Below are 23,886 nucleotides of genomic sequence, written 5' to 3' on the forward strand. Positions count from 1 at the left end.
CGGCTGGACAGCGGCTTCTTGTGTCAGGACGGGAGCCGGAAGTCGATGACGCGCAGCGCCGAGGGCGTGGTGCCGCTCGACCTCTGCTGGTACATGTACGACAGAACACCTTCCTGCGCGAGGCGGGTGCCGTCCACGACGACCTCGCCGAAGGCGTTCGGTCCGCTGCCGGCGCTCTCCTGGTTCGTCGGCGAGTGGGACTCCGGTGGGGGCCCGTGCCGGGCCGGGCCCCGTCGGGACCCGGCCTGCCGGGTCCGCTCAGGCGAGGTGGAAGACCTCGGTGAGCGGTTTCATCGCCTCGTCCGGCCGGTCGCCGTCGAGGGATTCGAAGAAGGGGGCCATGTCCTTCTGCCACCGGGCGTTGACCTCGGTGGCCGCCATGGCCGCCTGGGCCGCCGCGAAGTCCCCGTCCTTCAGCTCCAGATAGCCGACGAGCAGTCCGTCGTCACGCAGGAAGAGGGAGTAGTTGTGCCAGCCGCACTCCGACAGGGCGCGGAGCATGTCCGGCCAGACGGTGGCGTGCCGCTCGCGGTACTCGGTGATGCGGTCCTGGCGGACCTTCAGCAGGAAACAGACGCGCCGCACGAGTGCTCGCCCCCTCTCTCTCAGAAGTCGAACTTGTCGATGTTCTTCTTGTCGAAGACGGTCGGCTCGCCGAGGATGACCTCGCCGTCCTTGCCGATGGTGTACTCGCCGAGCGTGCCGGCCGTGAACTTCTCGCCCTCGGCTCCGGTGATCTGCCCGGAGGCCAGGGAGGCGGCGGCGTACGAGCCGAGGTAGCCCAGTTCCTCCGGGTTCCACAGGGAGAACTGCTCGACGGTGCCGTCCTTGACGTACTTGCGCATCTGGTTCGGGGTGCCGAGGCCGTTGAGGACGACCTTGCCCTTGTACGAGGAGTCGCTGAGGTAGCGGGCGGCGGCGGCGATGCCGACGGTGGTGGGCGAGATGATGCCCTTGAGGTCGGGGTAGGCCTGGAGGAGGCCCTGGGTCTGCTGGAAGGACTTCTGGTCCGCGTCGTCGCCGTACGCGACCTTCACCAGCTCCATGTCCTTGTACGCGGGCAGCTTCAGCTCTTCCTTCATGAACTCGATCCAGGTGTTCTGGTTCGTGGCGTTCTGGGTGGCCGAGAGGATCGCGATCTTGCCCTTGTGACCGAGCTGCTCGCCGAGGTGCTGCACCAGGCTGCGGCCGATCTGCTCGGAGCTGGCCTGGTTGATGAAGAGCTGGCGGCAGTCCTTGGCCGTGTCGGAGTCGTACGCGACGACCTTGATGCCCTTCTTCATGGCCTGCTTGAGCGGACCGCACACCGCGTTCGGGTCGTTGGCCGCGATCAGGATGGCGTCCTGGCGCTGCTGGATGAGGGTGTTGATGTACGAGACCTGGGAGGAGGCGCTGGCGTCGGAGGGGCCGACCTCCTTGCCGGTGGCGCCGTACTCCTCGGCGGCCTTGATTCCGGCCTCGTCGACGATCTTCTCGTAGGGGTTGTTGATCTGCTTGGGCAGGAACGCGAGCTTGAGGTCCTTCTTGAGGGGCGCGTCCGGGTTGGCCGAGGCGGCGGCGGGGGCGTCCGCGCCGGCGGTGCTGTCGTCCTGCTTCGCGCTGTCCTTGGTGGTGCCGGAGCAGGCGGTCAGGACGACGGCGAGGGCGCAGGCGGTGGCGGCGGTGGCGGCTGCACGGCGTCGGGCAGCGGTGCGGATCGGCATGGCGGGTGTGCCTTTCTGACGGTTCGGGTGGCTCGGCGGGTCCGGCGCGGCGGTGCGCGGTGCGGCGGGCGGCGTCTTCAGGGCGTGGGGACGGTGTCGTCGGCCGCGCGCCGGTGCCGGCGTTCGACGGCGGCGGCGATCACGCGCGGGGTGAGTACGGAGGCGACGAGCAGCAGTCCGGTGACGATGACCTGGACCTCGTTCGGCACGTCGTTGAGGGTGAGCAGGTTCTTCAGGACCCCGATCAGCAGCACTCCGGCGACCGCGCCGAAGAGCGTGCCCCGGCCGCCGTCGAAGTCCACCCCGCCGAGCAGGACGGACGCGATGACGAGCATCTCGAAGCCGAGCCCGTTGTCGGCTCGGGCGCTGCCGTACCGGAGGGTGAAGACGATCCCGGCGAAGGCGGCGAACGCGCCCGTGACCACGAAGAGGATGAGTTTGTAGCGCTTGACCCTGATCCCGGCGAAGTAGGCGGCCTCCTCCTGCGCGCCGATGGCGAACAGGGACCTGCCGAAGGCGGTGGAGTGCAGCAGGACCGCGGTCACGACGGCCAGGCCGATGAAGAGCGCGACGGGATAGGTGAGGAACGTGCCGGGGATCGTGGTGGTGTCGACGGCCCAGTCCGCGTACGTACGGGGGAAGTCGGTGACGGCGTCGCTGCCGAGCGCCACCGAGGCGAGACCGCGGTAGAGGGCCAGGGTGCCGATCGTGACGGCGAGCGAGGGCAGCCCGACCCTGGTGACCAGCCAGCCGTTGAGGAGACCGCCGGCGACGCCGACGACGAGCACGACGGGGACGATGGTCTCGAAGGCCCAGCCGGCGTTCCACAGCGCGCCGGTCAGCGCGCTGCCGAGACCGAGCATGGAGGCGACGGAGAGATCGATCTGTCCGGCCACCACCAGCAGGGTCATCGGCAGGGCGATCAGGGCGACTTCGGCGATGTCGTTGAACGCGAAGGCGAGGTTCTCGCCGGACGCGAAGCCGTCGGTGGTGCCGAGTCCCACGACGAAGACCGCCACCAGCAGGGCGCCGACCGCCGTGTCCCAGCGCAGTCCGACGGCCCTGACGCGTTCGCCGGGGGTCGCGCCGCGCTCGTGCGGTGCAGTCGCCTGGGGCGGCGGCGCGGTCTGCGTGTCAGGCGCCATTCCCATGTCGGGCGCTCCTCTTCCTCAGTGCTGCGGTCATGCGCAGGGAGACGATCCGGTCGACGCTGATGGCCGCGAGGAGCAGTGCGCCGGTGATGGCGCCCTGCCAGAACGCGTCGACCTTCAGGACGATCAGCGCGCTGCCGATGGTGGTGAGCAGCAGGGCACCGAGCGCCGCGCCCCAGACCGTGCCGGTGCCGCCGGTGATGGCGACCCCGCCGACGACCACGGCGCTGACGACGGTGAGTTCCCAGCCGTGGGCGTTGTCCGCGACGACCGTGCCGAAGCGGGCGAGCCACAGGGCGCCGGCGAATCCGGCGACGGCGCCGGAGAAGGCGTACGCGCCGAGGACGCGGCGGCGGATCGGCACACCGGCCAGCCGGGCGGCCTCGGGGTTGGAGCCGATGGCGTACAGCTCGCGCCCCGAGCGGTAGGAGCGCAGGAAGTACGCGGTGCCGGCGAGCAGGGCCAGCGCGATCAGCGGCAGATAGGGCACCCCGAGGACGCCGCCGCTGCCGAGGCCCAGGATCCGGTCGGGCACGTCGTTGGCGCTGATCTGCTCGCCCTGGGCCCACCAGTAGTCGAGGCCCTGGATGATGTAGAGCATGCCGAGGGTGACCACGAGCGCGGGCACCCGGCCGAAGCTGACCAGCGCGCCGCTGACCAGTCCGCAGGCGATCCCGAGGGCGATCCCGAGGGCGATGCCGAGCAGCAGGACGGTGAGCACGCCGTGGTCGGTGCCGGCGACGAACTTGCCGCAGGCGAAGGCGGAGAGCCCGACGACCGAGCCGACGGAGAGGTCGATGTTGCGGGTGACGACGACCACGGACTGGCCGACGGCGAGCAGGACCAGAATGGAGGCGTTGAGCAGGAGGTCCTTGACTCCCTGGTCGTCGAGGAAGCGCGGGTTGGAGATCCAGGTGAAGAGGATGAGCAGCGCCAGGGCGCCGGCGATGCTGATCTCCCGGGCCCGGAACACGGCGTCCACGAGCGAGCGCGCCGAGCGGGCGCCGCCGGTGCCGGTGCCGGTGGGCGGCTGGTCGAGAAGTGTGGTCATGCCGTGGCCCTTTCGCCCAGTCCCAGTCCGGTCGCCGCCGCCATGACGGTCTCCTCGGTCGCTTCGCCGCGCGGGATCTCGGCGGTGAGCCGGCCCTCGTGCATGACGAGCACCCGGTCGGCCATGCCGAGGACCTCCGGCAGGTCGGAGGAGATCATGAGGACGGCGAGCCCCTCGGCGGCCAGCGAGGAGAGCAGCCGGTGCACCTCGGCCTTGGTGCCGACGTCGATCCCGCGGGTGGGTTCGTCGACGATGAGCACGGCCGGTTCTGTGGCCAGCCATTTGGCAAGGACCACCTTCTGCTGATTGCCGCCGGAGAGCACGCCGACGGGGTCGGCGAGCCGGTTGTACTTGAGCTGGAGGCGTACGGCCCAGTCCGCGGCCCGGCCGCGCTCCAGCGGGCGGCGTACGAGACCGGCGCGGCCCAGCCGGTCGAGGCCGGTGAGCGCGATATTCCGTTCGATGGACATGTCCATCACCAGTCCGCGCTGCCGCCGGTCCTCCGGGACCAGCGCGAGTCCGGCCGCCATGGCGGCGGTCGGCGAGCCGGCGGGGAGCGCCCGGCCGTCGACGACGACCTCGCCGGCGTCGGCCCGGTCGACTCCGAAGACGGCCTGGGCGACCTCGCTGCGGCCCGCGCCGACCAGCCCGGCGAGCGCGACGATCTCGCCGCGCCGCACGTCGAAGGAGATGTCGTGGAAGACGCCTTCGCGGGTCAGCCGCCGGACCGACAGCGCGGTGTCGCCGACGGTGGTCCGCTGTTTGGGGTACAGCTCGCCGAGGTCGCGGCCGACCATGGAGCGTACGAGGTCGTCCTCGGTGAGTCCGGCCAGTGGCTGCGAGGAGATCCAGCGGCCGTCCCGCAGGGTGGTGACGCGGTGGCAGAGCGCGAAGATCTCCTCCAGCCGGTGGGAGATGAACAGGACGGCGGCGCCCTCGTCCCGCAGGGTGCGCACGACGGAGAAGAGCCGGGCGGTCTCGCCGCCGGTGAGGGCCGCGGTCGGTTCGTCCATGATGAGGACGCGCGCGTCGAAGGAGAGCGCCTTGGCGATCTCGACGATCTGCTGGTCGGCGATGGAGAGGCCGCGGGCGGGCCGGTCGGGTTCGAGGTCGACGCCGAGGCGCTTCATCAGGGCGGCGGTGGTGTCCCGTACGGCCCCGCGGTCGATACGGCCGAACGACCTGCGGGGCTGGCGGCCCATGAAGATGTTCTCCGCGATCGACAGATCGGGGAAGAGCGTCGGCTCCTGGTAGATGACGGCGATACCGGCGTCCCGGGCGTCGGCCGGACCGTGGAAGACGACGGGCTCGCCGTCGAGCAGCACGGACCCGCTGTCGGGCCGGTACACCCCGGCGAGCGTCTTGATCAGAGTGGACTTGCCCGCGCCGTTCTCCCCGGCGAGGGCGTGGACCTCGCCGGGGAGCAGACGCAGGGAGACATCACGCAAAGCCCTGACAGCGCCGAAGGACTTGCTCACGTCCTTGAGGGCCAGGACCGGGGCGGGACCTGTGGCGGGCTGGTTCATGGGGGCTCCTCAGCAGCGATGGCCGGAGAGCACCACCCCGCCGTGAAAGGTTTCAAAGAAGTTGCACGGAAGCTAAACGTCGCCGACGGACGGCGTCAATGGGCCGCGCACGACATTTTCCGGGGATTCCGCAGTGCGCCGGGCGGCTCCCGCGGGCGCTGCGCGGAGGGTTGACACGCGTGGTCCACTCCCATAGCTTCACCGCGATGAAACGATTCATAAGGAATCGCGACACCGACTCGCCTGGCGAGTCCGCACCACGGGAGCGCTGAGAGATGACGGGTCGATCCGCCGTGTCCGCTGTGAAGGCGGCGCTGAAGTCACAGTCCGTCGAGACGCCGTCGTGGGCGTTCGGGAATTCCGGTACGCGGTTCAAGGTGTTCACGCAGCCCGGTGTGCCGCGCACGCCGGCCGAGAAGCTGGCGGACGCCGCCCGGGTGCACGCGCACACGGGCGTGGCGCCTTCGGTGGCCCTGCACATTCCGTGGGACCGCGTCGACGACTACGCCGCCCTCGCGGCCGAGGCCCGGGAGCTGGGGGTGCGGGTCGGCACCATCAACTCGAACGTGTTCCAGGACGACGACTACAAGCTCGGCTCCGTCACCCATCCGGACGCCGCCGTGCGCCGCAAGGCGCTGGGGCATCTGCTGGAGTGCGTGGACGTGATGGACGCCACCGGGTCGCGCGATCTGAAGCTCTGGTTCTCCGACGGCACCAACTACCCGGGCCAGGACGACATCTCCGCGCGCCAGGGGCGGCTCGCCGAGGCGCTGTCGGCGGTGTACGAACGGCTCGGCGACGACCAGCGGATGCTGCTGGAGTACAAGCTGTTCGAGCCCGCCTTCTACGCCACGGACGTACCGGACTGGGGCACGGCGTACGCGCACTGCCTCAAGCTCGGCGAGCGGGCCCAGGTCGTCGTGGACACCGGGCACCACGCGCCGGGCACCAATATCGAGTTCATCGTCGCGCTGCTGCTGCGGGAGGGGAAGCTCGGCGGGTTCGACTTCAACTCGCGCTTCTACGCGGACGACGATCTGATGGCCGGCGCCGCGGATCCCTTCCAGCTGTTCCGGATCATGTACGAGGTAATCAGGGGCGGCGGGTACACGGCGGAGACGGCGTTCATGCTCGACCAGTGCCACAACATCGAGGAGAAGATCCCCGCGATCATCCGCTCGGTGATGAACGTCCAGGAGGCCACGGCCAAGGCGCTGCTGGTCGACGCGGACGCGCTGGCCGCGGCGCAGCGCACCGGGGACGTGCTGGCCGCCAACGCGGTGCTGATGGACGCCTTCAACACCGACGTACGCCCGCTGGTGGCCGAGGCGCGCACGGAGCTGGGCGCGGACGCCGATCCGGTCGCCGCGTACCACGCCTCCGGTTACGGCAAGAGGATCGCCGCGGAGCGGGTCGGCGGCACCCAGGCCGGCTGGGGTGCCTGAGAGTCCCTCAGCCACCGAGCCCGTACCCCGTCCACCCGTAGAGACCGCACTTCACCGAGGGACACGATGACCGACCAGCCCCGTCTTCACCCCGAGGCCGAGCAGCTGCTCGCCCGTTCGCACCGGCTCGGCGCCGATCCGCGCAACACCAATTACGCGGGCGGCAACACCTCCGCCAAGGGCTCCGCCACCGACCCGGTCACGGGTGACGACGTCGAGCTGATGTGGGTGAAGGGATCGGGCGGCGATCTGGGGACGCTGCGGCCGGAGGGCCTGGCGGCGCTGCGGGTAGACCGGCTGCGTGCGCTGAGCGGTGTCTATCCGGGGGTGGACCGCGAGGACGAGATGGTCGCCGCGTTCGACTACTGCCTGCACGGCAAGGGCGGCGCGGCCCCGTCGATCGACACGGCGATGCACGGGCTGGTCGACGCCCCTCATGTGGACCATCTGCACCCCGACTCGGGGATCGCGCTGGCCTGCGCGGCCGACGGCGAGAAGCTGACGGCCGAGTGTTTCGGCGACACGGTCGTCTGGGTGCCCTGGCGGCGCCCCGGCTTCCAGCTCGGTCTGGACATCGCCGCGGTCAAGGCGGCCAGCCCGCGGGCGATCGGCTGTGTGCTCGGCGGCCACGGCATCACCGCCTGGGGCGACACCTCCGAGGAGTGCGAGCGCAACTCCCTGCACATCATCCGCACGGCCGAGGCGTTCCTCGCCGAGCGGGGCGCGCCCGAGCCCTTCGGTCCGGTGCGGCCGGGCTACGAGCCGCTGCCGGCGGAGCAGCGGCGCGCACGGGCCGCCGCGCTCGCGCCGCTGATCCGCGGGATCGCCTCCACCGACCGGCCGCAGGTGGGCCACTTCACGGACACGGATCCGGTCCTCGACTTCCTCTCCCGCGCGGAGCATCCGCGGCTGGCCGCGCTGGGCACCTCCTGCCCGGACCACTTCCTGCGCACCAAGGTCCGTCCGCTGGTCCTCGATCTGCCGGCCGGCGCGCCACTGGAGGAGGTACGGGAGCGGCTGGCCGCCCTGCACACCGCGTACCGCGAGGAGTACCGCGCGTACTACGAGCGGCACGCGGTGCCCGGCTCGCCAGCGATGCGCGGCGCGGATCCGGCGATCGTGCTGGTGCCCGGGGTGGGCATGTTCTCCTTCGGCAAGGACAAGCAGACCGCCCGGGTCGCCGGTGAGTTCTACCTCAACGCGATCAATGTGATGCGCGGCGCCGAGGCCGTCTCCTCGTACGCGCCGATCGAGGAGTCGGAGAAGTTCCGGATCGAGTACTGGGAGCTGGAGGAGGCGAAGCTGCGCCGGATGCCGGCCCCGAAGGCGCTGGCCTCGCGGGTCGCGCTGGTCACCGGCGCGGGGTCGGGGATCGGCCGGGCGATCGCGCACCGGCTGGCCGCCGAGGGCGCGTGCGTGGTGGTGGCCGATCTCAACGCCGAGGGCGCGGCGACGGTAGCCGAGGAGCTGGGCGGCGCGGACCGGGCCGTCGCGGTGACGGTGGATGTGACGGACGAGGAGGCGATCGGGGCGGCGTTCGACGCGGCCGTGCTCGCCTTCGGCGGGGTGGACCTGGTCGTCAACAACGCCGGTATCTCGATCTCGAAGCCGCTGCTGGAGACGACGGCCAGGGACTGGGACCTCCAGCACTCCATCATGGCCCGCGGCTCCTTCCTGGTCTCGCGCGAGGCGGCCCGGGTGATGACCGATCAGAAGTCCGGTGGTGACATCGTCTACATCGCCTCCAAGAACGCGGTGTTCGCGGGCCCCAACAACATCGCGTACTCCGCGACCAAGGCCGACCAGGCCCATCAGGTGCGGCTGCTCGCCGCCGAGCTGGGCGGGCTCGGGATCCGGGTGAACGGGGTGAACCCCGACGGGGTGGTGCGCGGCTCCGGGATCTTCGCGGGCGGCTGGGGCGCGGAGCGCGCGGCGGTGTACGGCGTGGAGGAGGAGAAGCTCGGCGAGTTCTACGCGCAGCGGACGATCCTCAAGCGGGAGGTGCTGCCCGAGCATGTGGCCAACGCGGTGTTCGCGCTGACGGGCGGCGAGCTGAGCCATACGACGGGGCTGCATATCCCGGTTGACGCGGGGGTCGCGGCGGCGTTCCTGCGCTGAGCCCCGCTCGCCGCGCCGGCCTCGCGCCCCCTCTCCCCCTCCTCCCTCTCTCCTCCCTCGCCCCCACCGCCTCACGAGGTCTGCCGTGTCACTCTCCGAACCGCTTCCCTTCGCCGCCGTCGACCTCGGCGCGTCCAGCGGGCGTGTCATGGTCGGGCATGTCTCCGACCGCGGCGCCGGCACGCTGCGCCTCCAGGAGGTGCACCGGTTCCCCAACCGGCCGGTGCGGACGGCCGGCACCCTGCACTGGGACGTCCTGTCGCTGTACGGCGGTGTGCTGGACGGGCTGCGGGCGGCCGGCGCGGCCGCCGGGCGCGCGCCGGCGAGCGTCGGCGTCGACACATGGGCCGTCGACTACGGGCTGCTCGACGCGTCGGGCGCCCTGCTCGGAAATCCGGTGCACTACCGGGACACCCGTACCGAGGGGGAGGGCGCGAAGGCCGGCGCGGTGCTGGGGCCCGCCGCGCTGTACGCGGCCACCGGGCTCCAGTACCTGCCGTTCAACACGCTGTACCAGCTCACCGCCGCCCGGGGGACCGCGGCGCTGGAGGCCGCACACCGGCTGCTGCTGATCCCCGACCTCATCTCGTACTGGCTGACCGGCGAGGCCGGTACGGAGCTGACCAACGCGTCCACCACGCAGCTCATCGACCCGCGCGCGCGGAACTGGTCGCTGCCGGTGGCCGACGCGCTCGGCATCGATCTGGGGCTGTTCGCACCACTGCGCGGCCCCGGCGACCCGGCCGGCGTCCTGCTGCCGGACGTGCTGGCCGAGACCGGGCTGAGCGGCCCGGTGCCGGTGACGGCCGTCGGCTCGCACGACACGGCCTCGGCCGTCGCGGCGGTCCCCGCGTCCGGGAACCGCTTCGCCTATGTCGCCACGGGCACCTGGTCGCTGGCCGGCCTTGAGCTGGACGCGCCGGTGCTGACCGAGGAGAGCAGGCGGGCCAACTTCACCAATGAGCTGGGGGTGGACGGCACCGTCCGCTATCTGCGGAACATCATGGGGCTGTGGCTCCTCCAGGAGTGCCTGCGCACCTGGGAGGCGGAGGGCACGCCCCGGTCGCTGGACGGGCTGCTGGCCGAGGCCGCCGAGGTGCCGGGGCTGCGGTCGTACGTCGATGCCGACGACCCCGCGTTCCTCCCGCCCGGGGACATGCCGCGGCGGATCGCCGACGCCGCGCGCCGCACGGGCGGGAAGGCGCCGGAGAGCGCGGCCGAGATCACCCGCTGTGTGCTGGACTCGCTGGCACTCGCCCACCGGCGGGCGATCGAGGACGCGCAGCGGCTGTCGGGCCGGGCCGTGGACACCGTGCATATCGTCGGCGGCGGCGCCCACAACGAGCTGCTGTGCCGGCTCACCGCCGATGCCTGCGGGTTGCCCGTGGTGGCAGGACCGGCGGAGGCGGCGGCGCTCGGCAACGTCCTCGTACAGGCGCGTGCCGCGGGCGCCGTCCGCGGTGGCCTGTCCGATCTGCGCGCGCTGCTGCGTGCCACGGTGGAGCCCCGCCGGTACGAGCCGACGCGCGACCGGGGCGCCCGGCGGGACTGGGACCGTGCGGCGGCTCTCGGTAACCGTCCGCCGATATGATGACCCGCGCGAGCAGGGACACCGCGTGAGGTGACCCACGGGATGCGACAGGACAGGCAGGACGCGTGGCGCAGACGGTCGGCATCAAGGACGTGGCCAGGATGGCCGGTGTCTCGGTCGGCACCGTCTCGAATGTGCTCAACCGGCCGGAGAAGGTGTCCGAGCACACCCGGGTGCGGGTGCGGGCGGTCATAGACCAGCTCGGTTTCGTGCGGAGCGAGACGGCCCGTCAGCTCAGGGTCGGTACGAGCCGCATTCTGGCGATTCTGGTGCTCGACATGGCGAATCCGTTCTTCGTCGCCGTCGCGAAGGGCGCGGAGCGCGCGGCGCGGGAGACGGGGCTCGGGGTGATGCTCTGCAACAGCGCGGGGAGCCCGGCCGAGGAGGCGGAGTACCTGTCGCTCTTCGCCGAGCAGCGGGTGCGCGGGGTACTGCTGACCCCGGCGGACGCGACGGGCCGCAATGTGCGGGACTTCGCGCGCCGGGGCATTCCGTTCGTCCATGTGGACCGGGCCGTGCCGGCCTCCGAGGGCTGCTCGGTCTCGGTGGACGATGTCACCGGGGGCGCGCTCGCGGTGCGGCATCTGCTGGCGGCGGGGCACCGCTCGGTGACGTACATCAGCGGCCCGATGTCGCTGCCCCAGTGCCGGGACCGGCACTCGGGCGCGCTGCGCGCCCTGCGCGAGGCGGGGCTGCCGGACGAGTCCCTGCTGCATGTGGAGTCGGCGCGGCTGGACGTCGCCTCGGGCATCGACGCCGGGGCCAGGCTGCTGGGTCTCGCCGAGCGTCCCACCGCGGTCTTCTGCGCCAACGACCTGCTGGCGCTGGGGGTGCTCCAGGCGATGTACGGGGCCGGGGTCGACGTACCGGGCGATGTCTCGATCGTCGGGTACGACGACATCGAGTTCGCCGCGGCGGCGGTCGTCCCGCTCACCTCGGTACGGCAGCCGGCGGACGCGATGGGGCGCACGGCCGCCGAGATGCTGATGGACGAGACGGGGCCCGACGCGGAGCGTCACACGCACCGTTCGGTAGTACTCCGCCCCGAGTTGGTGGTACGCAGCTCGACGCGCCGCCCGGCGCGCTGACCGTACGGCTCAGGCGGGCGCCGCGTAGCAGCGGACCATGACCGTCAGGTCCGGGCTCCAGCGCTGCTCCACGACGGCCAGCAGGTGCCAGCCGAGGCGTTCGTAGAGCGCCGCCGCCGCGGTGTCGGAGGCGACCACGTCCAGTACGGGGTGGAGTCCGCGCGCGGCGGCGTCCCGCACCGCCCGGTCCATCAGCAGCGCGCCGATGCCGTGGCCGCGCGCCGACGGCGAGACGAACAGCCGGCTCACCACCGCGGCGCCGGCGGCGGGCCGGCCCGTGCGCTCGCTCCACAGCCCGGGTGCCGCGTCGCCGTCGCCCGCCGGGGACAGCGCCACATGTCCGACGACCCTGCCGTCGAGTTCGGCGACCCAGGCGGCCTGCTGTCCGGGGGACGCCAGCCAATCGGCAGGGAATTCAGGCCAGTTCACCGGGTATCCGTCGCCCCGGTGGACCTCGGCGAGCGCCTGCGCGCACGCCTCCAGGTCACCCTTCTCCCGTGGCCGGATACGGTGCGGCGGGTCGGCTCTCTCGTCCAGGGAATCCATCGGTCGTATCACCGGATCATGCAACCACACCGTGGTCAGGGGCGCGCGCATGTTCCGTTGCCGCTCAAACCAAAAAGCGAAGAGACGGCGACTTCACGCCAAATACCTGGTGCGAGAACGGTAGTTGGTTCAAGATCAGGTCAATAAATCACCAACAGAAATCCATGGCCAAAGATGTCACGGATAGTCTCCGGCCGTGATATCGACCAGACAAGCACACTCCACCACCCCCACTATCGGCACTCCCCGCCGTTCCCTGCTGCGCGCGGCCCTCGCGGGGACGGCCGCGACGGCAGGTGTGGCACTGACGGCGCCCTCCGCGGGAGCCGCCACCCGGCCCCGCGCCGAGCGCCCCCGCCCGGCCACCCCGGACGCCGCGCTCCAGGAGCTCGCGGAGGGGAACCACCGCTGGCGCACCTTCCGGGAGCAGCACCCGCACGAGACAAAGACGGTGCGCGAGGCTCTCGTCTCGGGCCAGCACCCCTTCGCCCTCGTTCTCGGCTGTATCGACTCCCGGGTCCCCCCGGAGCTGGCCTTCGACCAGGGGCTCGGCGATCTGATGACCGTGCGCTCGGCCGGCCAGGTGCTGGACGAGGCCGTCCTCGGCTCCGTCTGCTACGGCGCGCTGGAGCTGGACATCCCGTTGATCCTGGTCCTCGGGCACCAGTCGTGCGGCGCCGTCAAGGCGGCCGTCGAGACGGAGGAGAGCGGGGAGCACCTTCCGGCCCACATCCAGTATCTGGCCGACGAGATCCGTCCGGTGATCGACCACAGCAAGGAGGGCGCCGAGCGGGTCGACTCCACCGTGAGCGCCCAGGTCGAGGCCGTCCGCAAGCGGCTCGCCGCGGAGCCCGATCTGGCGGACCGGGTGGCCAAGGGCACGCTGGCCATCGTCGGCGCGCGCTACGAACTGACGACCCAGCTCGTCCACCGCATCGGCTGATCCCGCCTCCCGCGCCGCCGTCCCGCTCCCGCCGGAGCCGGGCGGCGGCGCGTCACCCGCGCGGCCCTTCCCCAGCGTCAACGCCCCCGCCGCGGGCCCCGGTTCCTCCCTGCCCTCGGCCGGGGAACAGGACCCGACCGATCCGCAGCCGGGCCAGCAGCCCGCCCCGACGGGCTCCGTACGGCGTTTCGCGCGCACCGGGAAGACGGGCGGCGGGAGAAGTGTGTCCGTCACCGTCGGGACGCGGAGCGGGCCGTGCGGACCGGGCCTCCGCGAGGAGGCTCTCCAGCACCGCGCGGTGCCACTGAATCTCGTCCGGGTCGTCCGCCACCACCAGCCGGCGTACCGTCTCCCGCGCCGCCTCGGACTCCGGGTGCGCCAACGCGAGACGGGGCCGCAGCCGGTTCAGATACGCGCGCTCGTACGGGTCGCCCACCAGCTCGGCGAGGTGGGCCGGGTCGAGGACGCAGCCGGCGACGGCCGCCCGTTCCCAGGGATCGTCGCTCTCGTGGAGCAGCCGGCCGACGCGCCTGCCGCGCCAGTTGCGCGGCCTCCGGTCCTCCCCCGCGTCGAGGCCCGCACGCAGGGCCTCCGGGAACCGGCCGGTGAGCAGGACCGGTTCCGTCGCGGCGAACGACCTCAGGTCGTCCGCCAGATAGAGCCACACGACCGCCCGGTACCGGTTCAGATAGAAGCTCACCGGTGCGACGAGGCCGGCGCGCGCCAGCCGCGTGAACCGGCCCTGGCTGACGGAGAGCAGCTCCGCGCCCTCGGCCGTGCCCACGGTCCGCACCCGCTCCCTGAGCGCCTCCGGGAATCCCTCGGCGGCCCGCAGCCGCTCGATCTCCTGACGGCTGACCCGGCGCCGGCCGCCGGCCCCGGCCGCCCCGGCGGTGGTGCGGATGTGGCCGAGCTGGGCGGCGAGCGTGAACTCGCCCCGCCTCAGCTCCAGTTCCTGAGCGGCCGTGCCGGCTGCGACCGTCTCCGGCTGCCGCGTCCTTGCCTCATTGATGGACATGATGGTCCTCCCCCGCGAGTAGCGATTACTCTCGGTGATGACCGTAGCGCGACACGGAGGCCCCCCGCCGGGCCTGTGGATAACTCGCCGCGCACAGGAGAACCGGCCCGCGACGTACTCAGAGCCCGCTCAGGCTCGTGTGGTCCGGCTGCCGCGCCGGCACGCCGAGATGCTCACCGACCCGGTTGACCAGCAGCGTCATCTCGTACGCCACTTGGCCGACATCGGCCTCCGCCGTCGTCAGCACACACAGGCAGCTGCCCTCCCCCGCCGCCGTGACGAACAGGAGCGCGTCGTCGAACTCCACCATCGTCTGTCTGGCCTGTCCCGCCCTGAAGTGCCGCCCCGAGCCGCGCGCGAGGCTGTGCAGCCCGGAGGAGACCGCCGCGAGATGCTCGGCGTCCTCGCGCTCCAGCGCCGAACTGGCCCCCGTCACCAGACCGTCGTTCGACAGCACCAGCGCGTGTTTGATGTGCTCGACCCGTTCCGTCAGGTCGTCCAACAGCCAGTCAAGGCCCTTTTCGAGTGACATTTCCCGCCCCTCCCCGTTCATATGTTCCCGTATCCGCAACGCCCGTAGCGTTCCGTACCCGCCGCCTCGACGCAAGCGGCCTCCGGATCGGGCGCGATGCATGAGTCACACATCGCGCCGATTGTCCCACCGGCGGAAAATACGGTCATGCCGACAAACATGAGCAAGGACGAGTGGCAGGCCTTCGTCTCCGAGGGCACGCGCACCGGGAAACTGTCCACCGTACGGGCCGACGGAAGCCCGCACATCGCGCCGGTCTGGTTCGTCATGGACGGGGACGATCTCGTCTTCAACACCGGCAAGCAGACCGTGAAGGGCCGCAACCTGCTGCGGGACGGCCGCGTGGCCCTCTGTGTGGACGACGAGCGCCCGCCGTTCTCCTTCGCGGTCGTCCAGGGCCGGGCCGAGACCGACGAGGATCCCGCGGAGCTCCTCCGGTGGAGCACCCGGATCGCGGCGCGCTACATGGGAGAGGACCGGGCGGCGGAGTTCGGCCGGCGCAACGCCGTACCGGGTGAACTGGTGGTGCGCGTCCGGGTCGAGCGGGTCACGGCCTACGCGGACATGGCCGGCTGACCGGTCCGGGGGATCATGTCCCCATGACCCACGACCACACCCGCGTCCAGGAGTTCTTCGGCGCCCGCGCGGCCGGCTGGGACCGCCGCTTCCCCGACGACGGCCCCGCCTACACCGCCGCCGTCGCCGCGCTGGGGCTGTGCCCCGGTGACACCGTGCTGGACGCGGGGTGCGGAACGGGACGCGCGCTGCCGGCCCTGCGGGCGGCGGTCGGTGACGGCGGAACGGTGCTGGGCGCCGATCTCACCCCTCAGATGCTGGCCGAGGCCGTACGAGCGGGCCGGCGGCGCGCCGGAGGGCTGCTCCTCGCCGATGTGGCGCGGCTGCCGCTGCGCGACCGCGCGCTGGACGCGGTCTTCGGCGCGGGGCTGATCGGCCATCTGCCGGAGCCCGGGCGGAATCTCGGTGAGCTGGCCCGGGTGGTGCGGCCCGGCGGCCGGCTGGCGCTGTTCCACCCCCTCGGCCGGGCCGCGCTCGCCGCCCGGCAGGGCCGCCGGATCACGGACGACGACCTGCGGGCCGAGCCACGGCTGCGTCCCCTGCTGGCCGGTGCGGGCTGGCGGCTGGAATCGTACGCCGACGAGCCCGGTCGCTTCCTGGCCCTGGCCGTCCGCCGAGGATGAGCGGCGCGTCCCGCGGCACCGGTCCGCGGGTGTCGGCCCACAGGTGCCTGCGAACGCCTTCGGGTGCCGGTTACAGCGGCTTCGCGAAGAACGTGCTGTCCGCATTTCCTCGGTACAGTCCGAACCCCGCGGTCGGCTCGTATCCGCTGGACACATACAGGCCGACGGCCTCGGGCAGCAGATGGCCGGTCTCCAGCACCATCCGGGTCCGCCCCGCGGTCCGCGCGCTCTCCTCCAGGGCGGCCAGGATCCGGCGGGCCAGCCCGCGCCCCCGCGCCTTCGGGGACACGAACATGCGCTTCACCTCGGCGTCGCCCGGCTCGTACCCCTCCTCCTCGCTGTCCTGCGCGCGCCAGCCGCCGGAGGCGACGGCGATGTCCGTGTCGTACCCGAGGAGGTACAGGCCGCCCGGCGGCTCGAAGTAGGAGGGGTGCAGGGGTGTCGCGTCGTCGTAGCCGAATCGCTGCCGGTACTCCGCCTGTACCTGCTCGCCGAGGGCGACGGCGTCGGGGTGGTCGTAGGCGACGGGAATGATTTTCACAGCTCAGGACTCTACGGACCACGGTGGCGGGACATCCGTACGGGGCCCGGACCGCCGCGGAACGGACGGTACGGGCCCCGGGCCACCCCGCGCTTCTGGGCCTCGGCCCTCAGCGCGTCAGCGGCCGATCTCCTTGCGGTTGATCCGGCGCAGCCTGCGGCGCTGCGACGGGTCCAGCATCAGATACGCGGCTGCCGGAACCCCGATCACCACCAGCAGGGCGAACCAGAATCCGATCAGCGGCCAGAGAAGAAGGCCAACGGCCACTCCCCCGATGGCGATCTTCGCGTTTGTCGACATCTTCCACGCCTCCTCTGCGGCCGGGCCGCTCCATGTCCGGTGAACGTACGCGGGCGGCCGCCAGTTCCACTATGCGCCGACACGCAGCGGTTCGCCGACCTCGTGCAGATGTCCGAGGGCCTGCCGGTACGACTCGATCAGCCCGGTCTCGGTGTACGGGAGCCCCTGCGCGAGGCAGTGCCGCCGGACCAGGGGCTGGGCCAGGCGCAGGTGGGGGCGGGGCATGCTGGGGAAGAGGTGGTGCTCGATCTGGTAGTTCAGCCCGCCCAGGACCCAGTCCGTCAGGAGGCCGCCGCGGACGTTCCGCGAAGTGAGGACCTGCTTGCGCAGATGCCCCCAGCCCGCGCCGTTCTCCCCGTCGGCCATCTCCATGCCCTTGTGGTTGGGGGCGAAGGCCATGCCCAGGTGCAGCCCGAGCAGCATCTGGTGGATCAGGGCGAAGACCAGCGCCCGGCCGGCGCTCATGGTGGCGAGGAGAAGAGCCGCGTAGCCGGCCACATGGGCCAGGAGCAGCAGCCCCTCCACCGCGCGGCGGCGGAGCGGCATGGCGTTGTCGGCGCGCGAGAAGACCGCCTGGAAGCCGTACACCTTGAGGGCGATGCCCTCCAGGGTGGTCAGCGGAAAGAACAGCCATGCCTGGTGACGGGTGAGCCAGCGGCGCAGCCCGGTGCGGCCCGCGGTCTGGTCCGCGGAGAAGACCAGGATGTCCGCTTTCACATCCGGGTCCTTGTCGAGGTGGTTGGGGTTGGCGTGGTGCCGGTTGTGCTTGTCGTTCCACCACTCCTGGCTCATCCCGAGCAGCAGATTGGCGTGCACGAGCTGGATGGCACGGCCCCGGCCCCGGTCGGCCGTGATCTGGCCGTGGCCCGCGTCGTGGCCGATGAACGCCATCCTGGCGGACACGACCGCCAGCGGCGGGGCCAGGAGCAGTGCCCACCAGGAGGAGCCGAGGAGTACGAGGCCGGTGACGATCGCGGCCAGGAGCACGAGGTTCACCGCGATTCCCCGGGCGTACCAGGCTGCCCGGCGCTCCAGCAGGCCCTGCTCCCGCACCACCCGCAGGAGAGGGGCGAAGTCGCTGCCGCCCGCGCGGCCGGTGCCGGTCGCGGGGCCGGGTACGGGCTGCGCGGCAGGGGGTGCGGGGTGTGCGTCGGGGGGCGCGGCAGCGGCTCGGGGCATGGCTGTCTCCGGTCTGTGGGCGTAGGTGAGGGCCGGCGGGGCCGGGAAGGGTTCGCGCGGGACCGCGCTCGACCTCTTGCAACGTACGGCGGCGCGACCGGCCGGGACCATGAGGGAATCCCCCCGGACGGGGCGGGGGTTTCACGGAGGCGGAGGGGGGTGGTGACCGCAGCCGGGCGCCCGCGACGCGTCGTTGTGAGGTACCCTCGGCGGCTCCGACCCGCAGTAGTCAAACTTGAGGAATGCGTCTCGCTGTGCACAGGCTCCCCGCGGCAACACCCTCCGGGATCGCCGGACTCGCCCGCTGTTCCGCCGTCTTCCTTCCCGCGGATCCGGCGCGCGCCGGCCGGATCGCCTACTGGCACGCCGAGGGCGCGCGACCGCCGTCCGTCCCGGGTTCCCGGGAGGAACTCGTCGTCGTCGACACCGACGGCGGCCTTCTCACGGTCGGTGCGCTGCTGGTTCCCGTGGATCGGGCACTGCCCCTCCTGACGAGGGGGCGCACGGCGGCGGACGCCTCGCCGTCGGCCGCCTTCTGGGGCTCGGCCGCGCTGCTCGCCCTGCGGCTGGCCGCCCAGGGGCGGATGCTGCCGGGCATCACCGAGTCGGGCCACGACGCGTGGCGGGCAGGGCCGCTGACCGCCGACGACCTCGACCGGATCCGTACGCTGGCGGCCTCGATGCCGCCCACCGCGCACGCCGTACCGCTCGACGCCGGGCAGGATCCGCTACTGCTCCCCGACCCCGAGCGGCTGTTGCGGGAGTTCCTCGACGCGGTCGTCGACGGGCTGCCGCGCACCCCGGCCGCGCCGGTCGTCACCGGGGGCGCCGCCTTCGCCGCCGTACCGCCCCGCCGCTTCCCCGAACTGCGGGAGTGGGCCGGTGAGGTGGCCGCCGGGCACGACGCGGGGGTACGGCTCTCGCTCCGTGTGGAACTGCCCGGCATCGGCGACGGTTCCCTGCCGGCGGGCGCGGAACCGGCCGTACCGGTGTCGGCCTTCCGCGCCGTCCTCCAGATGCACAGCGTCAGCGATCCGACGGCCGTCGTGGACGCGGGCGACGTGTGGTCGGGCGACGCCGGTACGGCCTTCGGCCCGCGCGCCCGCATGGACGCCCTGCTCGCCCTGCGCCGGGCCGCCCGCGCGTGGCCGCCGCTCGCCCCGCTGCTCTCCGCCGCCGTACCCGACGGGATCGAACTGGCCGACGAGGAGGTCACCGAGCTGCTGGGCGAGGCGTCGGAAGCGCTCGCCGCGACCGGTGTCCAGGTGCACTGGCCGCGCGAGCTGACGCGCACGCTCACCGCGAGCGCGTCCATCGGCCTGCCCGGCGACGGCGCCTCCACCGGAGCCGGATCCGGTGCCGGTGCCGCGCTGCCCTCCTTCCTCTCCGCCGACTCCCGCGCCTCCTTCGTCTGGCACTTCGCGCTGGGAGACCGGACCGTCGACCGGGCGGAGCTGGACCGGCTCGCCGAGGCGAGCCGCCCCGTCGTCCGGCTGCGCGACCAGTGGGTCCTGGTCGATCCCGCGCAGGTCCGGCGCGCCCGCGAGAGTCGGGACCGGACACTCACCCCGGTCGACGCGCTCGAAGCCGTACTCACCGGCTCCACCGAGATCGGCGGCCGGCGGTACGCCGTCCAGCCCACCGGTCCCTTCGCCGGCCTGCGCGCCCTGCTGGCCGACCCCGAGCGCCCCGGGCAGGCGGCGGAGCCGCCGATCGACCAGCCGGCCGCGCTCACCGCGACGCTGCGCGACTACCAGCTCCGCGGTCTGAACTGGCTGCACCGGATGACCTCGCTCGGTCTCGGCTGCTGCCTCGCGGACGACATGGGGCTCGGCAAGACCATCACCCTCATCGCGCTCCATCTGCACCGCCAGAGCGATCCGTCGGCGGCGGGCCCGACCCTGGTCGTCTGCCCCGCCTCCCTGATGGGCAACTGGCAGCGCGAGATCGAACGCTTCGCCCCCGGTACGGCCGTACGCCGCTTCCACGGCGCCTCGCGCACCCTGGAGGCGCCGGCGGACGGCGAGTTCGTCCTCACCACGTACGGGACGATGCGGCTGGACGCGGCGCGGCTCGCCGGCGTGGACTGGGGGCTGGTCGTCGCCGACGAGGCGCAGCACGTGAAGAACCCGTACAGCGCGACCGCGCGGCAGCTGCGGACCATCGGCGCGCGGGCCAGGGTCGCGCTCTCCGGCACGCCCGTGGAGAACAACCTCTCCGAGCTGTGGGCGCTGCTGGACTGGACGACCCCGGGGCTCCTCGGCCGCCTCGGCACCTTCCGTACCCGCTACGCCGACGCCGTCGAGCGCGGTGAGGATCCGGCGGCGGCCGAGCGGCTCGCCGCGCTGGTCAGGCCGTTCCTGCTGCGCCGGCGCAAGTCCGACCCGGGGATCGCGCCCGAGCTGCCACCCAAGACCGAGACCGACCGGGCCGTCCAGCTCACCGCCGAACAGGCCGGACTGTACGAGGCGGTGGTACGCGAGACCCTCGCGGCGATCGCCGGGTCGGGCGGCATCGAGCGGCGCGGGCTGATCGTCAGACTGCTGACGTCGCTCAAGCAGATCTGCAACCACCCGGCGCAGTATCTGAAGGAGGAGGCGCCGCGCCTCGCGGACCGGTCGGGAAAGCTGGAGCTGCTGGACGAGCTGCTCGACACCATCCTGGCGGAGGGGGCGAGTGTGCTGGTGTTCACGCAGTACGTGGCGATGGCGCGGCTGCTGGAACGGCATCTGGCGGCGCGCGGGGTGGTGACGCGGTTCCTGCACGGCGGTACGCCGATCCCGGAGCGCGAGGCCATGGTCGACAGCTTCCAGAACGGCGAAGTGCCGGTGTTCCTGCTGTCGTTGAAGGCGGCGGGCACCGGACTCAACCTCACCCGCGCGGAACATGTCGTGCACTTCGACCGGTGGTGGAACCCCGCCGTCGAGGCGCAGGCGACGGACCGGGCGTACCGGATCGGGCAGGACCGGCCCGTCCAGGTGCACCGGATGATCGCCGAGGGCACGATCGAGGACCGGATCGCCGGTCTGCTGGCCCGCAAGCAGCGGCTGGCGGACGCCGTGCTGGGCTCGGGCGAGACAGCCCTGACCGAACTGACCGACGCCGAACTGGCGGATCTGGTGGAGCTGCGAGGAGGCGCGCGATGAGCGATACGAACCGTACGGAGGACGGGTCGGAGGACGGGGCCGAGGACGAGGTGCGCACCTTCGATGCCCAACCGCCCGCCCGGGGGCAGGGGTTCGCGGTGACCTGGTGGGGCCGGGCCTGGCTCCAGGCGCTGGAGGACACCGCCCTGGACAACCAGCAGCTGAAGAAGGGGCGGGCGCGGGCCCGGGACGGCGCGGTGGGCGCGGTGTCCGTACGCCCCGGCCGGATCACCGCTGTCGTACGCGACCGGGACGGCACCGCCCACCGGAGCGATGTGCTGCTGCGGCGGCTGACCGACGACGAGTGGGACCGTTTCGTGGAGATGGCCGTCGACAGCGCGGGCCATGTCGCGGCGCTGCTCGACCGGGAGATGCCGCCGCACCTGGTGGAGGACGCGGCGAGCGCCGGGGTGGAACTGCTGCCGGGTATGGGCGACTTGGAGGCGGAGTGCGGTTGCGGGGCATGGGACCACTGTCCCCATACGGCGGCGCTCTGCTACCAGTTGGCCCGGCTGCTGGACCAGGATCCTTTCGTACTGCTGCTGTTGCGCGGCCGGACCGAGCGGCGGCTGCTGACAGGCCTCCAGTCCAGCGGCGCGGCGCGGGCCGCCGCCGGTACGGAGCGCGCGGCCGGGGAGGGCCGGGCGCCGGCGGGGGTGGACGCGGCGGCGGCCTTCGCGGCTCGTGACATCCTGCCGCCGCTGCCCGCTCCCCCACGGGCGCCGGCCGAGCCGGGTCCGCCACCGTCCCTCGGCACGGAGACCGCACCGCCCGCCGGGACCGACGCGGCGGCCCTGGAGTTCCTGGCCGCCGCCACGGCGGCGCGCGCCCTTCGGCTGCTGTCCGACGCGCTCAGGCCGGACCATGAACACCAGCCGCTGGAAGCGGAACTGACGCTGCGTCAGGACGGGATACGGCTCGCCGCCACCACCGTGTCACCACGCCCTGCCCTGATCGACGAACGGCTGGCGTCGGGCACGGGCCGCCCGCCCGCGGAGCTGGACCTCGCGGTGCGCGCGTGGCGGTACGGGGGCGCCGGGGCCCTGGCCGTACTGGACGAGGAGTGGACGCCGGGCCCGGCGGACCTCGCCCGGGCGCGCGCCGCCCTCGACACGGCGTGGGCGGACGGCGGACGGCCGGGTCCGGCGCCGGCGCACGCGGGCGCGGCCCGCTGGACCGTGACCGTAACCGGAGCCGTGGCCGAAGCCGTTGCCGGAGCCGTTGCCGTGACCGGGGCTCAGGAACCGGTGGTTTCCGCTCCGGTCCCGGCGGGGCTGCGGTACGGGCGCGACGGCCGCTGGTGGCCCTACCGCGTGGCGCACGGTCGCTGGACCCCGGCCGGACCCGGCACCCACGACCCCGCCGCCGCGCTGGACGGCATGACCGACGGGTGAGCGCGCACGGGAAACCGCAAGCCGCTTGCCCCGCCCGGCCGACGGCGCGACGATGGCCCTGTCCGGTGAACTCCGACCGGGGAGACGTCGTTGACCGACCCATGGGTGGCGCTGGAGGCGGGCGCCGACCCGGCGAAGCGCCGCGGTGCGCTGTGCCGGGCCTACGAGTCGTTCGCGGCCGGCGGGCGGGTGGAGCGGCCAGTACGGCCGGTGGTGGCCGACTCCTGGCGGCGCTCCGCCCGGGCCAGGGTCTGCCCCGAGGGCGGCGCGGGCGTACCGGGCGCGGAGCTGCCGGACGACGAACTCGCCGCGTACCGCGACGCCCACCCGCTCTCCCGCGTGATGCCGCTCTTCCGTGAGCTGATGGGCGCGTACGCCATGGACGGCGAGCATCTGATGGCGGTGTGCGACGCGCACGGCCGGCTGCTCTGGGTCGAGGGTCACCGGGCGACCCGGCTGCTTGCGGGCCGGATGAACTTCGTGCCGGGGGCGCGCTGGGCGGAGGGGGTGGCCGGGACGAACGCGCCGGGCACCGCGATCGCCGTGGACCGGCCCGTACAGGTCTTCGCCGCCGAGCACTTCCAGCGGCCCGTGCACCCGTGGACGTGTGCGGCGGCTCCTGTCCACGACCCGCGCACCGGGCGGCTGCTGGGCGCGGTCGACATCACCGGCGGGGACCGGCTGGCCCATCCGCACAGCCTGGCCTTCGTGACCGCGGTCGCGCGCGCCGCCGAGTCGCAGCTCGCGCTGGACGCCCCGCCGCCCGTCGCCGGGTCCGTACGGCTGTCCGCGCTGGGCCGGGACGAGGCGCTGCTGCTGACGGCCGGCCGCACGGTGCGGCTCAGCCCGCGACACAGCGAGCTGCTGACCCTGCTGGCGCGCCGTCCGGAGGGCATCGCCGGGGACGAGCTGCTGGTGGAGCTGTACGAGGAGGAGTCGGTCACGCCGGTCACGCTGCGCGCCGAACTCTCCCGGCTGCGCGCGCTGCTCGGCCCCGGGCTGCTGCGGTCGCGCCCGTACCGGCTGGCCGCGCCCGTCGACGCGGACTTCACCGCCGTGGCACGGCGGCTCGCGTCGGGCGCGGTGACCTCGGCGATGCGCGCGTACGCCGGTCCGCTGCTGCCGGGCTCGCAGGCGCCGACGGTGGTACGGCTGCGCCGCCGGCTGGCGGACCAGCTGCGCGCGGCGCTGATCGCCCGGGGGGATCCGGGCCTGCTGGCGGACTGGGCGTACAGCCCGTGGGGCGAGGACGACCTGGCGGTGTGGCGGGCGCTCGCCGCCGTACTGCCAGGACCGCAGCGTCCGGCGGCGCTCGCGCGCGTACGGGAGCTGGACGCCTGGCAAGGGGGCTGACACAGAAGCCGCCCACCACCCGCCCGGCACCTCTCCGGCTCCCCGGCAACCCGGCAACCCGC

The 23,886-nt window shown here is 72.9% G+C and carries 21 protein-coding genes and 1 pseudogene; 10 read left to right on the forward strand and 12 right to left on the reverse strand.

The features are described from left to right. Positions 1–23: 23 nt before the first annotated feature. The 6 genes and pseudogenes from AB0389_RS00985 to AB0389_RS01010 all read right to left on the reverse strand — a co-directional run. A pseudogene (locus AB0389_RS00985) lies at positions 24–170 on the reverse strand (Tat pathway signal sequence domain protein); the annotation flags it as partial. 88 nt (positions 171–258) lie between these two features. Further along, complete coding sequence (locus AB0389_RS00990) at positions 259–585, reverse strand: L-rhamnose mutarotase (RefSeq protein ID WP_366393161.1); 327 nt, start codon at positions 583–585, stop codon at positions 259–261. Between the two features lie 20 nt (positions 586–605). Next, the gene (gene rhaS, locus AB0389_RS00995) at positions 606–1,703 is read right to left on the reverse strand and encodes a rhamnose ABC transporter substrate-binding protein (RefSeq protein ID WP_366393162.1); all 1,098 of its coding nucleotides are present in this window, start codon (positions 1,701–1,703) and stop codon (positions 606–608) included. Between the two features lie 77 nt (positions 1,704–1,780). Beyond that, a complete protein-coding gene (locus tag AB0389_RS01000) occupies positions 1,781–2,854 on the reverse strand; it encodes an ABC transporter permease (RefSeq protein ID WP_366393163.1) in 1,074 nt (357 codons plus the stop codon). Beyond that, on the reverse strand, positions 2,838–3,905 hold the full coding sequence (locus tag AB0389_RS01005) for an ABC transporter permease (RefSeq protein ID WP_366393164.1): 1,068 nt from the start codon (positions 3,903–3,905) through the stop codon (positions 2,838–2,840). Before AB0389_RS01005 ends, AB0389_RS01000 begins: the two co-directional genes overlap by 17 nt. Continuing rightward, the gene (locus AB0389_RS01010; RefSeq protein ID WP_366393165.1) at positions 3,902–5,431 is read right to left on the reverse strand and encodes a sugar ABC transporter ATP-binding protein; all 1,530 of its coding nucleotides are present in this window, start codon (positions 5,429–5,431) and stop codon (positions 3,902–3,904) included. The genes AB0389_RS01005 and AB0389_RS01010 overlap by 4 nt, the downstream gene beginning before the upstream one ends. A 275-nt stretch (positions 5,432–5,706) precedes the next feature. On the opposite strand from AB0389_RS01010, the gene rhaI reads away from it, so the two are divergent. From rhaI to AB0389_RS01030, 4 genes are all read left to right on the forward strand, one after another. Beyond that, positions 5,707–6,876: an L-rhamnose isomerase gene (gene rhaI / locus AB0389_RS01015; protein ID WP_366393166.1), complete on the forward strand. Its 1,170-nt coding sequence runs from the start codon at positions 5,707–5,709 to the stop codon at positions 6,874–6,876. 66 nt (positions 6,877–6,942) lie between these two features. Further along, complete coding sequence (locus AB0389_RS01020; protein ID WP_366393167.1) at positions 6,943–8,994, forward strand: bifunctional aldolase/short-chain dehydrogenase; 2,052 nt, start codon at positions 6,943–6,945, stop codon at positions 8,992–8,994. 148 nt (positions 8,995–9,142) lie between these two features. Further along, entirely contained in the window at positions 9,143–10,585 is a 1,443-nt protein-coding gene (locus tag AB0389_RS01025) for a rhamnulokinase family protein (protein WP_366393427.1), read from the forward strand. A gap of 65 nt (positions 10,586–10,650) precedes the next feature. Further along, on the forward strand, positions 10,651–11,673 hold the full coding sequence (locus AB0389_RS01030; RefSeq protein WP_366393168.1) for a LacI family DNA-binding transcriptional regulator: 1,023 nt from the start codon (positions 10,651–10,653) through the stop codon (positions 11,671–11,673). A 9-nt stretch (positions 11,674–11,682) separates the two neighbouring features. Here AB0389_RS01030 and AB0389_RS01035 read toward each other — a convergent pair whose 3' ends face one another. Next, the gene (locus tag AB0389_RS01035; protein ID WP_366393169.1) at positions 11,683–12,219 is read right to left on the reverse strand and encodes a GNAT family N-acetyltransferase; all 537 of its coding nucleotides are present in this window, start codon (positions 12,217–12,219) and stop codon (positions 11,683–11,685) included. Positions 12,220–12,418: 199 nt separating this feature from the next. Here AB0389_RS01035 and AB0389_RS01040 point away from each other — a divergent pair, with 199 nt between their 5' ends. After that, entirely contained in the window at positions 12,419–13,162 is a 744-nt protein-coding gene (locus AB0389_RS01040) for a carbonic anhydrase (protein ID WP_366393428.1), read from the forward strand. 52 nt (positions 13,163–13,214) lie between these two features. Here AB0389_RS01040 and AB0389_RS01045 read toward each other — a convergent pair whose 3' ends face one another. Next, entirely contained in the window at positions 13,215–14,180 is a 966-nt protein-coding gene (locus tag AB0389_RS01045; RefSeq protein WP_366393170.1) for a DUF6397 family protein, read from the reverse strand. Between the two features lie 118 nt (positions 14,181–14,298). Beyond that, positions 14,299–14,712 (reverse strand): roadblock/LC7 domain-containing protein, encoded by a 414-nt coding sequence (locus AB0389_RS01050; protein ID WP_366393171.1) that lies wholly within the window; start codon positions 14,710–14,712, stop codon positions 14,299–14,301. 147 nt (positions 14,713–14,859) lie between these two features. Here AB0389_RS01050 and AB0389_RS01055 point away from each other — a divergent pair, with 147 nt between their 5' ends. Both AB0389_RS01055 and AB0389_RS01060 read left to right on the forward strand, forming a co-directional pair. Next, a complete protein-coding gene (locus AB0389_RS01055; RefSeq protein ID WP_366393172.1) occupies positions 14,860–15,288 on the forward strand; it encodes a PPOX class F420-dependent oxidoreductase in 429 nt (142 codons plus the stop codon). A gap of 23 nt (positions 15,289–15,311) precedes the next feature. After that, a complete protein-coding gene (locus tag AB0389_RS01060) occupies positions 15,312–15,911 on the forward strand; it encodes a methyltransferase domain-containing protein (RefSeq protein ID WP_366393173.1) in 600 nt (199 codons plus the stop codon). A gap of 70 nt (positions 15,912–15,981) precedes the next feature. On the opposite strand, the gene AB0389_RS01065 is transcribed toward AB0389_RS01060, so the two are convergent. From AB0389_RS01065 to AB0389_RS01075, 3 genes are all read right to left on the reverse strand, one after another. Then, positions 15,982–16,452: a GNAT family N-acetyltransferase gene (locus AB0389_RS01065; protein WP_366393174.1), complete on the reverse strand. Its 471-nt coding sequence runs from the start codon at positions 16,450–16,452 to the stop codon at positions 15,982–15,984. Between the two features lie 117 nt (positions 16,453–16,569). Next, a complete protein-coding gene (locus AB0389_RS01070; protein ID WP_366393175.1) occupies positions 16,570–16,752 on the reverse strand; it encodes a hypothetical protein in 183 nt (60 codons plus the stop codon). 69 nt (positions 16,753–16,821) lie between these two features. After that, a complete protein-coding gene (locus tag AB0389_RS01075; RefSeq protein ID WP_366393176.1) occupies positions 16,822–17,931 on the reverse strand; it encodes an acyl-CoA desaturase in 1,110 nt (369 codons plus the stop codon). Between the two features lie 254 nt (positions 17,932–18,185). Here AB0389_RS01075 and AB0389_RS01080 point away from each other — a divergent pair, with 254 nt between their 5' ends. The 3 genes from AB0389_RS01080 (at position 18,186) to AB0389_RS01090 (ending at position 23,824) form a co-directional block, all read left to right on the forward strand. Next, positions 18,186–21,077, forward strand: coding sequence for a DEAD/DEAH box helicase (locus tag AB0389_RS01080; protein WP_366393429.1), 2,892 nt, complete (start codon positions 18,186–18,188; stop codon positions 21,075–21,077). Continuing rightward, positions 21,074–22,471: an SWF or SNF family helicase gene (locus AB0389_RS01085; RefSeq protein WP_366393177.1), complete on the forward strand. Its 1,398-nt coding sequence runs from the start codon at positions 21,074–21,076 to the stop codon at positions 22,469–22,471. Before AB0389_RS01080 ends, AB0389_RS01085 begins: the two co-directional genes overlap by 4 nt. A gap of 90 nt (positions 22,472–22,561) precedes the next feature. Then, positions 22,562–23,824, forward strand: a complete 1,263-nt coding sequence (locus tag AB0389_RS01090; protein ID WP_366393178.1) for a GAF domain-containing protein — start codon at positions 22,562–22,564, stop codon at positions 23,822–23,824. Positions 23,825–23,886 lie beyond the last annotated feature (62 nt).

The sequence above is a fragment of the Streptomyces sp. NPDC093109 genome, from assembly GCF_040701725.1.
GTDB lineage: Bacteria > Actinomycetota > Actinomycetes > Streptomycetales > Streptomycetaceae > Streptomyces.

Excerpts from the sequence above, each read along its gene's own strand:
- AB0389_RS01050 (WP_366393171.1), bottom strand. The coding sequence starts at position 14,712 with ATGTCACTCGAAAAGGGCCTTGACTGGCTGTTGGACGACCTGACGGAA.
- AB0389_RS01005 (WP_366393164.1), bottom strand. The coding sequence starts at position 3,905 with ATGACCACACTTCTCGACCAGCCGCCCACCGGCACCGGCACCGGCGGC.
- AB0389_RS01035 (WP_366393169.1), bottom strand. The coding sequence starts at position 12,219 with ATGGATTCCCTGGACGAGAGAGCCGACCCGCCGCACCGTATCCGGCCA.
- AB0389_RS01000 (WP_366393163.1), bottom strand. The coding sequence starts at position 2,854 with ATGGGAATGGCGCCTGACACGCAGACCGCGCCGCCGCCCCAGGCGACT.
- AB0389_RS01060 (WP_366393173.1), top strand. The coding sequence starts at position 15,312 with ATGACCCACGACCACACCCGCGTCCAGGAGTTCTTCGGCGCCCGCGCG.
- AB0389_RS01010 (WP_366393165.1), bottom strand. The coding sequence starts at position 5,431 with ATGAACCAGCCCGCCACAGGTCCCGCCCCGGTCCTGGCCCTCAAGGAC.
- AB0389_RS01055 (WP_366393172.1), top strand. The coding sequence starts at position 14,860 with ATGCCGACAAACATGAGCAAGGACGAGTGGCAGGCCTTCGTCTCCGAG.
- AB0389_RS01085 (WP_366393177.1), top strand. The coding sequence starts at position 21,074 with ATGAGCGATACGAACCGTACGGAGGACGGGTCGGAGGACGGGGCCGAG.
- AB0389_RS01020 (WP_366393167.1), top strand. The coding sequence starts at position 6,943 with ATGACCGACCAGCCCCGTCTTCACCCCGAGGCCGAGCAGCTGCTCGCC.
- AB0389_RS01075 (WP_366393176.1), bottom strand. The coding sequence starts at position 17,931 with ATGCCCCGAGCCGCTGCCGCGCCCCCCGACGCACACCCCGCACCCCCT.
- AB0389_RS01025 (WP_366393427.1), top strand. The coding sequence starts at position 9,143 with ATGGTCGGGCATGTCTCCGACCGCGGCGCCGGCACGCTGCGCCTCCAG.
- rhaS (WP_366393162.1), bottom strand. The coding sequence starts at position 1,703 with ATGCCGATCCGCACCGCTGCCCGACGCCGTGCAGCCGCCACCGCCGCC.
- rhaI (WP_366393166.1), top strand. The coding sequence starts at position 5,707 with ATGACGGGTCGATCCGCCGTGTCCGCTGTGAAGGCGGCGCTGAAGTCA.
- AB0389_RS01070 (WP_366393175.1), bottom strand. The coding sequence starts at position 16,752 with ATGTCGACAAACGCGAAGATCGCCATCGGGGGAGTGGCCGTTGGCCTT.
- AB0389_RS01045 (WP_366393170.1), bottom strand. The coding sequence starts at position 14,180 with ATGTCCATCAATGAGGCAAGGACGCGGCAGCCGGAGACGGTCGCAGCC.